Below are 15,694 nucleotides of genomic sequence, written 5' to 3' on the forward strand. Positions count from 1 at the left end.
ACATTTATGTGCATATTACACTGCTAACTGTGAAATTGACAGTGATGACTTAAAAGAGTTTTTAAAAGATCGTCTTACTCGTTATATGGTTCCAACCGTGTTCATGCAGCTAGATGAAATGCCGCAAACACCAAACGGTAAAACTGACCTGAAACAACTGCCAGCACCACAACTTAGATTGTCATTTACACTCCCTGAAACTGAAACTGAAATAATCTTGCATGAAATTGCTTCATCCATCAGCAAAACAAAGGAATTCGGTACTACTGATGATTTGTATGCTGTCGGATTTACTTCATTGTCACTGATGAAATTAAATGCAAGGATTTATGGGGAAATGGGTGTTAATTTAGATATTATTTCATTATTGAATGATCCTACAATCAAAAATATTGCAAACGAAATAGAAAACAATGATATTCTAGATTTGAATAGGCTAATAGAATCATCTAAGGACATGGTTTATTATCCATTGACAGAAAATCAGATGGGAATCTATTATGAGTGCATTCAAAGCGGTGATGTTGCACAATATAATCTGCCGTCAATCATAAGATTTGGCAGTGAAATTGATATATCCTTATCTTAAAACTAGAATTGTTCCACAAAAAGGTAAAGTGATGCTGAAACGTGATGATTCATTAGATATTGATGATATTCCTATTGTTAATGTTGATAAGATTTCCGATGAAGAAATCGAAAAAGAAAATCTGAAATTATTTGATTTGCATAATGACCAGTTATTCAGATTTAAAATCTATAAAACTCCTAGTGAAACAATTTTATTCTCTGATGTCCACCATATCATTTCGGATGGTGAATCCTTAGATAAGTTGTTCACAAATATTTCCAATGCGTATCAGGGAATTGAAATAGAAAAAGAAACAATCGATGGTTACATTAACAGCATAATAGAAAGTGAGAATGAAAACAGTGAAAAATATGAATTATCTAGAGAATTCTTCCATGATAAATTAACTCAAGAAGTTGATTCAACTGTATTGACTCCTAATTTGAATGGTAATTTTAAAGAGGGAATTTTAAAATCAATTTCCAAAAATATAGATTCTGAATTGGTTAATAGGTTTTGCAGTGAAAACAGGATATCCCCTAATGTTTTGTTTATGGCTGTAACCATGCTGAATTTGAATAAGTATACATTCAATGACAAAACATTGATTACAACTATTTTCAATGGAAGGTCAAACTCATCCTACATCAATACACAGGCATTTCTAGTTAAAACACTTCCAATTGTTTCAATCAGTGAGGATAGGACATTATCATTTAAAGAATATTTAAATTCAGTCAATGATGTCTGGTTGGAAACCATTAATCATTCTGATTATTCTTATACTAAGATTTCTGAAGAGTTTGGATTGAAACCTAATGGAAAAACTTATAAAGTTAAATATTTGAATTCACTTGAAGTCAACTATAAAATATCTTTGGATGTTAATGAAACCAAAGACAATCTTGAATTGTTTATCCAGTATAATGACCAGTTGTACAGTGATGATTATATAGAAACATTCTTAAATTGTATTGTTAATGTTATAAATCAATTAATTGAAGCAGATATTGAAAAATTAAGCATTGGTGAAATAGAATTGGGTGAAAGTAAAGAGGCACCTACCTTTGCACCTGTTGATATGCCGATTTTACATAAACGCTTTGAAAAACAAGTGGTCGACAAAGGTGATGAAACTGCTCTTGTTGCAAGTGATGCCACTTTGACTTACAAGCAATTGGATGAAAAAGCAAATGTTATTGCAAATGCTTTAATAGATAAAGGAGTCAAACCGAAAAGTAATGTTTTAGTGATGCTTTCAAGGGACAGTAATTTGATTGCTTCCATTTTGGGTATCCTTAAAGCGGGTTGTGCCTTCATTCCGATTGATCCGGCATATCCTAAAGAGAGAATAAATTATATTTATGAAAACAGTCAGGCGGATTATATTATTGCCAATGAATCCGGAGAGAATTCTTTAGATATTGAAGAACTGCTTAAACAAGGCAATTCAGAAAATCCTAACGTTAATGTTGATCCTGATGATTTGGCATATATGATTTATACTTCAGGTTCAACAGGTAATCCTAAAGGAGTAATGATTTGTCATGAAAATATCTGTAATCAGGCTCAAAATCCTAAATCCACTTATGATAGTTTGCTTTGTATTACAACTATCTCTTTTGACGTGTCTGTTGATGACATATTGACATCTCTTTCAAATGGGTTGAAATTGATATTGGCTGACGATGTTCAAATCAAAAATGTTCCTGAGCTTATTAAATTGATTGATGAAAATAAACCTGAAGTTTTAGAGATTACTCCGTCAAGAATTGGATCTTATCTTGAATTAGATGAATTCTGTAATGTGATTTCTTGTCTAAAATGTATTTTCCTTGGTGGAGAGCAATTCTCAGCAAAAGTTTTTGATGATTTAAGAAAATACTGTGATGCGGTTATTTATAATAGTTATGGTCCAACTGAAACAACAATCACCTCAAACAACAAAGAGATCACTGATGTGCACGATTTGACTGTGGGTCCTCCTTTAACCAATTATGTCACTGATGTTCGTGACATTGATGGAAAATTAGTTCCTAATGGCGTAATGGGTGAATTATACATTGGTGGTACTGGTGTGGGTAAAGGATATTACAACATGCCTGAAAAAACCAAAGAATCATTCTTAACTATCAATGGTATTCCATATTACAGAAGTGGGGACTATGCTATTGGACTTCCAAATGGTGAAATCGACATTAAAGGAAGAATCGACAACCAAATCAAATTAAGAGGATTAAGAATCGAAATTGGTGAAATTGAAACCAATATTGGTCAATATCCAGATATAATGCAAGCTGTTGTTGTAATTAAAGAAATTAACAATGCTGATCATTTATGCGCATATTACACTGCTAATGGTGAAATTGACACTGATGATTTAAAAGAGTTTTTAAAAGACAGGCTTACTAATTATATGGTTCCAACCGTGTTCATGCAGCTAGATGAGATGCCGCAAACACCAAACGGCAAGACAGACCTGAAACAACTGCCTGAACCTCAACTTAAATTGGCTTTGGTGATGCCTGAAACTGAAACGGAAGAAATATTATTTGAAATTGTTTCATCCATTGCAGATGTTGATGAATTTGGTGTTACAGATGACTTATACACTATTGGTTTTACTTCATTGTCATTAATGAAATTAAATTCCATAATCTATGAGCAAATGGGTGCGAATTTAGACATTTCCATATTATTCAATGAGCCAACAGTTAAAAACTTTGCAATAGCAATTGATAATTCATCTGAAAAAGAGGCTAGCATTCAAGAGATTATCGAATCCGCTAAAGACATGGAGTATTTCCCATTGACAGAAAATCAATTGGGTATTTACTATGAGTGTAAGCAAAATCCTGATGTGATTAAGTATACAATGCCTACAACAGTAAGATTTAGTAATGATGTTGATGCAAATAGACTTAAACAAGCAATTATTGATACTATTGAAGCACATCCGTATCTTAAAACAAGAATTGTAAATTATGATGGTGAATTAAAACAGAAAAGATGTGATGATTTAGCAATCAACGATATTGAAATTGTTAAAGTCGATAGCATTGTTGATGAAGACATTGTTAGAAATGATGTCGCCCCAATCGCTATAGAGGACAGTCAATTGTTTAAATTCAAAATATATGAAACTCCTGATGAAGTTGTCTTATTCACAGATTTCCATCATATAATTACTGATGGTGTATCGCAAAACAATTTATTTAGAGATATAGCAGATATCTATGAAAATAGGGAGATATCCGAAGAGATAATTGATGGTTATACCTACAGTATTCTGGAAAAAGATGCCGAAAACAGTGAAACATATCAATCTGCAAAGGCATTTTTTGATGATAAATTAACTCAAGGAATAGAATCCACAGTTCTAACTCCAGATCTTAATGGAAATCCTGATGAAGGCAAAATAAAAAATGTTTCTGATACTATTGATTCAGAATTAATTAATGAGTTCTGTAATGATAATTCTATAAGTAAAAATGCTTTGTTTATCGCAAGTACCATTTTAAATCTAAACAAATTTACATTCAGTGACAAATCATCAATAACAACAATATTCAATGGAAGATCAAGTCCGAGTTATTTCAATACTCAAGGATTTTTGGTAAAAACTGTTCCGTTTATAATAAATAATGAAAACAGGCAGGTGTCTGTCAGAGATTTCATTAACTCCATTGATCAAACTTGGAAAGAAACCTTAAGAAACAGTTCATATCCATATATTAAAATTGCTGAAAAATATCAATTAAAACCTGAATTCTTCTATGCTTATCATGAATTCTTGGGATCAGATGAAATAAAAATAAACAATAAAGAGTACATTCCACAAGAGTTAGCCGGATTTTATATGGTTACAGTTGAATCTAAAATCAATTTGGCTATTTATGATAATGGAGATGAGTTTAATGTTGTCATGGAATATAATGACCAGCTATACAGTGAAGATTATGTCAGGACATTCATACAATCTATGAAGAACATTTTAGTTCAATTCCTTGAAAATGATATTGACAGTTGCAGAATCTGTGACGTAAAACTAAAAGATGATGTGGAATTACATGAATTTGTCGATGTGGAAATTCCATTTATCCATAAACGCTTTGAAAAACAGGTTGATGAAACTCCGGAAAACACAGCATTAGTTGCATGTGATTGTTCATTGACCTATAGTGAACTTAACAAAAAAGCAAATCGTGTTGCTAATGCCCTTATAAACAGAGGAATAAAACCTAACAGTAATGTGTTAGTAATGCTTCCACGGGACAGCAAGCTTATTTCAGCTATTTTGGGTGTTTTAAAAGCAGGATGTGCATTCATACCTATTGATATAAACTACCCTGCTGGAAGGATTAATTATATTTTCGAAAACAGTCAGGCGGATTATTTAATAGCTGATGGCGTGATTGAAAATTCAATCGATATTGGTGAATTGCTCGAAGAAGAGAATACCTCAAATCCTCAAGTGGAAATTAATCCGGATGATTTGGCTTATATGATTTACACTTCAGGTTCTACAGGCAATCCTAAGGGAGTAATGACCAGTCATATGAATATTACAAATCTGTTCTCAAAAAGTGAGGATAGTGTAATTTATAATGCATATTCAAAAATGAAAAAGACCCTTGCTCTTTCAACAGTATCTTTTGATGCATTTTTACTTGATTTCATGCCATTAACCTATGGTTTGGAAATGGTGCTGGCTAATGATAGTGAAATAAAAAATATTAAGGAGTTAGCTGAGTTAGTTAAAAAAGAAAAACCAGATGCACTTACATTTTCCGCACCATCAAGATTTAAACAATATTTGGAATATGAGGAATTCGCCAAAGAAGTACCTAACTTCAAGTATATTGGTGTTGGTGGAGAAATGGTGCCTCAGGACCTAATTTCACGGCTTTTAGAGTATCCTAATTTAGAAGTGTATAATATTTACGGTCCGACTGAAACAACAGTAACATGTAATACTCATAAGCTTACTGCTGCTGAAAATATAACTGTTGGAAAGGCTCTGCACAATTGCATAACTGAAGTTAGGGATATTGACGGAAAATTGGTACCTTGTGGTGTAATGGGCGAATTATACATTGGAGGTAAAGGTGTATCTAGAGGATATTACAATATGGAAGAAAAAACCAAAGAAGTATTCCTATCTATTAATGATATTCCATATTATAGAAGTGGGGACTATGCTATTGAACTTCCAAATGGTGAGTTGGTAATAAAAGGAAGAATTGACAACCAAATTAAATTAAGAGGATTGAGAATAGAACTTGGTGAAATTGAATCCAATATTGCCAAATTCCCAGGTATTAGACAGGTTGTCGTTGTAATTGACAAAATCAATAATGTTGAACATTTATGTGCTTATTTCACATCCGATAAAGAAATAGATATAAATCTATTGAAAAGGTATTTGGGAAATAAATTAACTGAATATATGGTTCCAACCGTATTTATGCCTCTTGATGAGATGCCAATATCTCCAAATGGTAAAACGGATATTAAAAGACTTCCAAAACCAAAATTAAATCTAGATTATGTTGAAGCTGAAAACGAAACTGAAGAAAAATTAGTTGAACTTGTTGCATCCATTGCCAATACAACTAAATTCGGTACAACAGATGATTTATATCAATTGGGTTTCTCTTCTTTAACATTAATGAAATTAAACTCAATGATTTTCAATGAAATGAATGTGAATATTGATGTAACCTCATTGTTTACAAATCCAACAATAAAATCGCTTGCAGATAAAATTGACAATAATATAGAATCTGAAATAGACGTGGATGAAATTATTGAAACTGCAAAAGATATGGAATATTTCCCATTGACTTCAAACCAAATGGGAATTTATTATGAGTGTATGCAAACTGAAAAAATCAAATACACAATGCCTTTTGCAATAAGGTTTGAAAGCAGTATTGATCCTAATAAACTTAGAGATGCTGTTATTAAAACTGTTGATGCACATCCATATCTCAAAACAAGAATTATTAACACGGATGATGGAAAAGTATTGCAAAAAAGATGCGATCATGCTGAAATTGAAGAAATAGAAATTGAAGAAATAGATTCTATTAGTAATGAAGAAATAATGGAAAGAGACATAAAACCAATTCCGTTAGACAATAATCAATTATTTAGATTTAAAATCTATAAAACACCAGCAGAAACAATATTATTCGTCGATTTCCATCATATTATTACTGATGGTGTATCTCAAGGTATTTTCTTTAATGATTTGACCAAAGCATATAACAATGAAGAAATTGAATCTGAAATAATTAACGGATTTGAATACAGTCTGATTGAAGAGAAAACCTCTGTTAGTGAAGTTTCCGAGAAATTCTTCAAAAAACAATTTGGCCAAGACATTGAATCAACAGTTTTAACTCCAAATATGAATGGTAATCCTGATATTGGAAATATTAAACTTGTTTCAGACCAAATAAGTTCTAATTTTGTCAGGCTATTCTGTAAAGACCACTCAATAAGTTCAAATGTTTTATTTATGGCGGCTACACTTTTAAGCCTTAATAAATTTACATTTAGTGATAAGTCATTAATTACAACAATATTCAACGGTAGGGCAAACTCAAATTATTCAAATACTCAGGGAATGTTAGTTAAAACATTGCCTATTATTGTAAATGGCGAAAATCGTGACATGTTAGTTGAAGATTATGTAAAAATAGTTGATAAAGCATGGAAAGATGCATTAATTCATAGCGATTATCCATACACAAAACTTTCAGAAGACTATCAACTAAAACCGGAATTCTTCTATGCATTCCATGAATCCTTAACGAATGATATTGAACTTAATGGTAAAGCTTATGAAGCTATTGACCTTGATGGTACTGTTTCAACTGATTATAAAATAAACATGGATATTTATGATGATGGGGAACTTATTACTCTGTATTTGGAATATAACGACCAAATCTATACTGAAGAGTATGTTAATATGTTCCTGCGTTCAATTAAATATGTATTGTTCCAATTCTTTGTAAACGATATGGATAAGCTAAAAATAAATGATATTGAATTGATGGAAGGGGAAATTCCAGAATTTATTGAAATTGACACTCCAATTTTACATAAACGCTTTGAAAAACAGGTTGTTAAAAAACCAAAAGATGTGGCATTGGTTGCAAGTGATGCTACTTTAACTTATGCGGAGTTGAATGAGAAAAGTAATAGGATTGCAAATGCATTAATCAGGCGAGGTGTAAAGCCTAAAAGCAATGTCCTTATAATGCTTAAAAGGGACAGTAATTTAATTGCTTCCATTTTAGGTGTCCTGAAAGCAGGTTGCGCATATGTTCCTATTGATCCGGAATATCCTCAGGAAAGAATCAACTACATTTATGAAAACAGTCAGGCGGATTATATCATAAGCTATGAGACTTCTGATAATTCCATCGATGTCAATGAACTTCTTGAAGATGGAATTACTGTTAATCCGAATGTTGAAGTTCTTCCAGATGATCTGGCATATATGATTTATACTTCAGGATCAACAGGTAATCCTAAAGGAGTAATGATTAGTCATAAAAACATCTGTAATCAGGCTCAAAACCCTAAATCCACTTATGATAGCTTGCTTTGTATTACAACTATCTCTTTTGACGTGTCTGTTGATGACATATTGACATCTCTTTCAAATGGGTTGAAATTGATATTGGCTGATGATGTTCAAATCAGAAATGTTCCTGAGCTTATTAAATTGATTGATGAGAATAAACCTGAAGTTTTAGAAATTACTCCTTCAAGAATAGGCTCTTATCTTGAATTAGAGGAATTCTGTAATGTGATTTCTTGTCTAAAATGTATTTTCCTTGGTGGAGAGCAATTCTCAGCAAAAGTTTATGAAGATTTAAGAAAATACAGTGATGCAGTTGTTTATAACAGTTATGGTCCAACAGAAACAACAATCACCTCAAACAACAAAGAGGTCACTGATGTAAATGATTTGACTGTAGGCCCTCCTTTAACCAACTATGTCACTGATGTTCGTGACATTGACGGTAAATTGCTTCCTAATGGTGTAATGGGCGAATTATACATTGGAGGTATGAGCGTTGGAAAAGGATATTACAACATGCCTGAAAAAACCAAAGAATCATTTTTAACCATCAATGGCATTCCATATTACAGAAGTGGGGACTATGCTATTGAACTTCCAAATGGTGAAATCGACATTAAAGGAAGAATCGACAACCAAATCAAATTAAGAGGATTAAGAATCGAAATTGGCGAAATTGAAACCAATATTGGTCAATATCCAGATATAAGGCAAGCGGTTGTTGTAATTAGAGAGATTAACAATGTTGATCATTTATGCGCATATTACACTGCCAATTGTGAAATTGACAGTGATGATTTAAAAGAGTTTTTAAAAGACAGGCTTACAAATTATATGATTCCGACCGTGTTCATGCAGTTAGATGAAATGCCGCAAACACCAAACGGAAAAACGGATACTAAGAAACTTCCGGAACCAAAAATGAATTTGAAATATGTGGCACCGAAAACAAAACTTGAACAGGAAATCTGTGCAATATATTCATCCATATTGAATGTAGAAACTGTTGGTGCAGAGGATAATTTCTTTGAAATTGGTGGAACATCACTTATTGCATCAAAATTAATTATTGAATTGCTTAAACAGGGATATACTGTAAGATATGATGATATATTCAAGAAGAAAACTCCTAAAGAACTAGCGAAATTATTGTCTGGAGAAAGCGGTTCCGAAGAGGATGAGTTGAATATAGAAGAGGACATTATCAAAAACTACGATTACAGTGAAATCAACAAACTTCTAGAAGAAAATACCTTAGAAAACTTCTTTGATGGTGAAAACCTGGAATTGGGCAATGTCCTATTGACTGGAGCTACAGGATTTTTAGGAATCCATATCCTATATGAATTCATCAAAAATGAGGAAGGTAAAATCTACTGTATGCTAAGAAAAGGTAAATTTGATTCATGTGAAGAAAGATTAATTGATATGATGGATTATTACTTTGATGAAGATTTAACTGATCTAATCGGGTCACGCATTATCGTTATTGAAGGGGACATAACTGAAATTGATGACTTTAAAAAACTTGAAGACGAACCGATTGATACAATAATAAATTCAGCAGCACTAGTAAAACACTATACTGCTGACGATTATATATTCAGGGTAAATGTCGATGGAGTAATCAATGGACTTAAGTTTGCCCAAACAAGAAATAACATAAAATATGTGCAAATATCAACAATCAGTGTTCTCTCATCATACTCTTTAAATGAAGAGGAATATCCAAATCAGGAATATAATGAAAGAACATTATATTACGGACAGGATTTGGAAAATAAATATGTATGCAGTAAGTTTTTAGCTGAAAGGTCAGTTTTACAGGCGGCGACTAAAGGACTTCCAGTAAAAATAATTAGAGTAGGAAACCTGATGAGCCGTTACTCAGACGGTGTGTTCCAGAAAAACTATGATACAAATGCATTTTTAAATAACATAAAGACCATTAAAAAACTAGGTGCTATGAATCCTATGATGGCTAATGAAAAGGTTGACATGAGTCAAATCGATTATGTTGCAAAAGGAATACTTGCATTATCTAAGACTCCAGAAAAATCCAGAGTATTCCATTGTATGAATAATCATTACATTTCCCATAGGGATATTATCGATGCATTAAATACATACGGTTATGGAATTGCTGAAGTGATTTTCGAAGAATTTAAACAGATTTTCGAACATAACATTAATGAGAATATACAGGGTATTATAACTGCCGATTTTTCAATTGATGACTTTGATGAAGAAGACGATTTCGAGGAGAATGTAGAAATTGAACAGACTGTTGATATTCTTCAATCATTAGGATTTGATTGGCCTAAACCGGATATTAAGTATCTTAAACGATTATTCGATTATTTAAATAAATTCGATTATTTTGAATGAGGGTGAATAGTGTGTCAAATGAAATTATTTCTCATAAATTCCGGGAATTGTTGTTGCCGTCATTGCTTATAGCAATGGCTTTAAACATAGCTTCTGTTGTTGATGCAAGTTTTGTATCAACATATATCGGACACAATGCACAGGCGGCTTTACAGGTATTGGAACCTTTGGTATTGTTAATCACAATATTTGAATGGCTGTTTGGATTGGGAGGTCAAATTTTAGCTTTAAATAAAAAGGCGGAATTTGATGAAGATGGGAGCAACCATTATTTCACAACTTCAATGCTTGCAACAATAGTTCTCTCAATTTTGATTTTATTGGTAAGCTTTTTATTTAAGGATGCCTTAATTAATCTATTGCATCCAACTGCCGGAGCACTACCTTATGTAAACGCATATAGTGTATATTTATTCATTAGTTTCCCAATTGCAACTGTATTGGGGGTTTTATGTCAGTTCATTCGTGTTGATGGACAACCAAATTTTGCTTCAGGGGTAATTATTCTTGTAAATATTATCAATATCATTTTAGATTATTTGTTCCTCGGCATTTTACATATGGGCATTGAAGGAGCATCACTTGCAATGTTGATAGGTTATGTAGTTGGATCAATGTGTATCTTAAAATATCATTTTGATTCAAAAAGAACTTTCAGATTCGTTTTATCCAAATTGAAATTAAGGACTTGGATAACCTCAACAATTGAAATAATTAAAATTGGTCTTCCAGGCGCAAGTATGGGCTTTTTTAATGTATTGTTGATCTATATCATGAATTTAATTGTCAGTGGAGTTTTAGGAGAGCTAGGTTTGGACATATTCAATGTGTGTGTGAGTGCATTGTTGATAATTAGTATTTTAATTATGGGATTTGCCGAAACATTATCTTCCATTGTTCCTATTTATTATGCGCAAAATGATTATTATAACCTGAAGCATATTGTGCGAAAATCAGTTATTATAACATTAGCATGTTCAGTGTTATTCACTGTATTTCTGTTAGTGTATCCTGATGGATTATTAATATTTTTCAAACTTCACCAAATGCCTAATGATTCATTAGTGGAAAATGCGATTAGAATATACTCATTAGCATTCATACCTATGGCATTTTCAACTATGCTGTTGTTTTATTATGAAGGAATTGAAAGAACCGTCGAATCCGGTATCATTACAGTCATTTCAGAATTTCTAGGGCCGTTAATGTTTACATACTTATTGTTCCCTTACATTGGCATCACCAGTGTCTGGTTATCTTTCTCGTTAGGTTTTGTTCTATCTATAGTTGCCGTTGTCATTTATGTAAAACTAGTTGAAAGAAATGACAGCGAATATTATGGCCTGTTTTTCATTAAAAAGGGTTTAATAGAAAAAACTAGGAATTACACTTTAGAAAGCAAAAATGATGTTGTGAAATCTGAAATGTTCAGTCATTTGGAGAGTTTGAATGTGGAAAATTCATCTATTGAAACATTGGATAATATAATAAACACCATTTTTGATTCAAACAATAAAAAAGTGCATGTGGAAATATTATTGATAGACTATGATGATAAAATTACCATCAATATGAAGGATGAGGGAAAAAGGGAAGTATTGAAAGATATTGAAAAATCCTTTTCACAAGATAACATCAAAGTTAGTGAAGTGTTGGGATTTAATAATATTGAATATGAAATTAATAGGAGCTAACTAATTTTCTTTAGCTTCTTTTATTTAATATTTTTAGATTTTTGAAAACAGTTCCCATTGAACTATCTTGGATTCAATAATTCAAGGTAGTTTTTTCATATCTGAAGAGAAAGTTTTCGCCGAATAAATCATAATTCTCCGCACACTAAAAAGAAAAAAATCAGTAGATGTTAATACATCTACCTGACGGTTAGTTTTGCCTTAACAGTTTTTGCTTTGTAGTATTTGCTGCCTTTATATTTTATTACTGCAGTAAATTTGCCTTTTTTGGTCAATTTGGCAATCTTAAAGATTGCTTTTCCCAGATTATTGGTTGTTGCATAATAGGTTTTACCCTTAACCTTTAATGTGATTTTTGTTTTTTTCATTGCCTTGTTTTTATTGGTTTTTAAGATTACCTGATATTTTTTGGTTTTAACTGTTCTTTTAAATGACTTTGCCTTGGCAGTCAGTTTTGGAGTTGCCTTTTTAACAGTGACTTTAACGGATTTTGTTGATTTGATATGATTAGCATCTCCTGCAAATGTGATTTTTGCAGTGTATGATGATTTTGGGGCCAAAGCATTTGTTGTCAATTTGGCTTTCCCGTTTTTATCTGTTGTTATTGTTTTTGCACTTTTGATTTTAACTGATATTTTTGCACGCTTAATAGGAGTTGAAAATTCGTCCTTTAAGGTCACATAGAGATATTTGCCTCCATTATAGACTGTTGTCAGGTCTGAAGCAGAGATTTTTGTTGAGAGTTTATTGATATTTAATGTAATATTGGATGTGACATCAAATTCTGTGGCATTAATGACTGCAGAATATGATCCTGCATCCAATCTAGGTGTCCACTGCTCACCGCTCAGCAAATGGTCTGATAGAATTAAAACATCATTTTCATAAACCTTAACCTCAATGGCACTGTCAGTTATATTAAATCCGCTTTTGGCTGTAAGGTTAAATGTCACTTTATCATCTGAACTATAAACGGAAGTGAAATTGGAAACGTTTAAATCAGGGTAGAGAATTTCTGTGTTAACGAGGGTATCACAATCAGTTTTGAAAATACAGCTGTCTGCCAATCCATCAGAGATGGCACCACCCTCAGGCGCTGAATTATTTTTGAAAATGCAGTTGACAGCTGACAATTCACTGCTGGCACCTCCCCAGGAGGATGCATAGTTTGTCTCAAATGTACACTTTATGGCAGAACCGATATTAATGGCACCACCGTACATTGCAGTATTGCCCTTAAAAGTACAGTTTATAGCAGAAATTCCATTCATGGCTCCTCCACAGGCATCTGCCACATTATCAGTGAAGATAGAGTTTATGGTATAACCTCCGCATATGGCCCCACCACTTGAAGATGCATAGTTTGAGGCGAAAGTACAGTTTATAGCACTGCCTGAATATAGGGCTCCTCCGTAGCTGGCATGATTATTTTTGAATGTGCAGTTTATTGATGTGGAGTTTCCCCAAACGGCACCGCCGTCACCAAATACATTGGAATTTATAAAAACAATATCTCTGAATACAACATTACTTGCCAGAACTTTAAAAATACGAACAGAATTTTCACCATCCAAAGTAAATCCGTTGCCGTAGATAGTTAAATTATGGTCAATGACAATCCCATCTTTAAAACTGGCATCGGTTATGAAAAAGTAATTGTAACTTTTATTCAGATAGATTACTGATTCATTAGTGCTGATAAGATCATATAAATCAGAAAAGGAGCTTAAGCTTTGTCTGTCAAAGAATGTGACATTACTGGTGTCATTAACTGTGTTGTTGGCGAATCTGGAGTCAGTTGAAACCTTGGCATTGGAGACAGCTCCGCCAACATCTGCTGTATTGTGGTTGAATGTTGAGTTGACTGCCATGATTTTAGACATTGCACCCCCATTGGCTGCAGAGTTATATTCAAACAAACAATCAGCCACACCGGAATCATAAACAGCCCCGCCTTCTTTTTTGGCATGATTATTTGTTAAATTCGAACTGAGAACAACGCCTCCACAGATTGCTCCACCATTTTCAGTGGCATAGTTTGCGTAAAACAGACAGTCTGATGCATTGATTTTGTAGCCCGCTCCACCATTGGTGGCAGAATTGTTTTTGAAGATGCAGTTAATTGAGGTTTTACCCTCAGCATAAATTGCTCCACCTTCATTTGCATTATTGCTGATGAATATACAGTCCCTGGTGGAACTTCCATAGATTGCACCGCCCCATTCTTCGGCAAAGTTGGAAGTGAAGGTACAATTTACAACAGAGGCTTTTGCCCCATAGATTGCACCGCCGTTAAATGCAGAATTATTTTTAAAATTGCAGTTCTCAAATGAACTGCTTGATACATATGCTGCTCCGCCATTAACTTCAGCCCAATTGTCTTTAAAGCTACAGTTGATATAATTTCCGTAAGCGGAAGCGCCACCAGTAGAGGCGTGATTGTCGTTGAAACTGCAGTTTATGCAGGAACATCCGTGAGTTGCAGCTCCCCAATTAGCTGAATTGTTTGTGAATATGCAGTTTATTGCTGTAGTTTCACCGTAGATAGCTCCACCATCATTTGCATGATTATTTTTGAAAATACAGTCAATTACAGTTGCTTTTCCCTTAATTGCTCCACCTTCATACATATTCTTTCCATTGACAAAAACTATGTCTTTAAAAACAACACTGCCGATATTGTCATACACAAGAAAGATACGGGCATTGCCTCCTGCGTCAATTGTTGAACCGTTACCGTAAATTGTCATGGCACGCTTTATATAGATTCCATTTTTTAAACCTGAATCTGAATCATTGTTGAATATATAATCGTCATCCAGATAGATTTCAGAACCTGTGGCATTATTTATCTTTGTATACAGATCCGAAAATGTTTTAGGATTTTTTGAAATTGAATCTGTGTATTTTACACATGTAACATCCTCCGTATTGTCCATGGCATCCGTTGTATTGTCCGCAGCACATGATGTGGAAACGGCCAAAAGAAAGACAATAACTATTGATAAAATCATCACTTTTTGGTTAGAAATAATTCTGCTTTTTACCATAATTCATATTATATTGTGATTTAATATATTTTTTTTGAAAAAATAATTTAAAAGATAAATATTTTTTACATTTTCTGGAAAAATTTAAATTATTTAAAATTATCGTGTTCACAAATCTGCTTTTGTTCTGCCTATGTAAGGTGGGATATTGCAAGCATATGATATATTTTATTAAATTGTCGAATAATTTTTAAATTTTTTAAATTTTTTATTTTTTTTATTAATTATATTTTTCAATATTATAATTTTAAAAACTTCTTGTGTTATTTTGTTTTATTTTAATATTTTTTTTAATTTTATCCAACCAATTTAAAATCACGATTTTTTTTTTTAAAAAATATTCAATAATTTTAAATAAATTTATTAATTTAGTCAAATTTGTTTACTT

At 32.6% G+C, this 15,694-nt stretch carries 4 protein-coding genes; 3 read left to right on the forward strand and 1 reads right to left on the reverse strand.

The annotated features are described in order from the left end of the window. The 3 genes from QZU83_RS02520 to QZU83_RS02530 all read left to right on the forward strand — a co-directional run. The coding region (locus QZU83_RS02520) for a phosphopantetheine-binding protein (RefSeq protein ID WP_295609388.1) at positions 1-589 on the forward strand (589 nt) is incomplete at its 5' end. Positions 590-620: 31 nt separating this feature from the next. Continuing rightward, positions 621-10,562, forward strand: coding sequence for a non-ribosomal peptide synthetase (locus QZU83_RS02525; protein ID WP_295609389.1), 9,942 nt, complete (start codon positions 621-623; stop codon positions 10,560-10,562). Between the two features lie 11 nt (positions 10,563-10,573). Beyond that, positions 10,574-12,256 (forward strand): MATE family efflux transporter, encoded by a 1,683-nt coding sequence (locus tag QZU83_RS02530; protein WP_295609390.1) that lies wholly within the window; start codon positions 10,574-10,576, stop codon positions 12,254-12,256. Positions 12,257-12,435: 179 nt separating this feature from the next. Here QZU83_RS02530 and QZU83_RS02535 read toward each other — a convergent pair whose 3' ends face one another. After that, the gene (locus QZU83_RS02535; RefSeq protein WP_295609392.1) at positions 12,436-15,270 is read right to left on the reverse strand and encodes a hypothetical protein; all 2,835 of its coding nucleotides are present in this window, start codon (positions 15,268-15,270) and stop codon (positions 12,436-12,438) included. Positions 15,271-15,694 lie beyond the last annotated feature (424 nt).

It is taken from the genome of uncultured Methanobrevibacter sp., assembly GCF_902771435.1.
GTDB lineage: Archaea > Methanobacteriota > Methanobacteria > Methanobacteriales > Methanobacteriaceae > Methanocatella.

Excerpts from the sequence above, each read along its gene's own strand:
- QZU83_RS02525 (WP_295609389.1), top strand. The coding sequence starts at position 621 with ATGCTGAAACGTGATGATTCATTAGATATTGATGATATTCCTATTGTT.
- QZU83_RS02535 (WP_295609392.1), bottom strand. The coding sequence starts at position 15,270 with ATGATTTTATCAATAGTTATTGTCTTTCTTTTGGCCGTTTCCACATCA.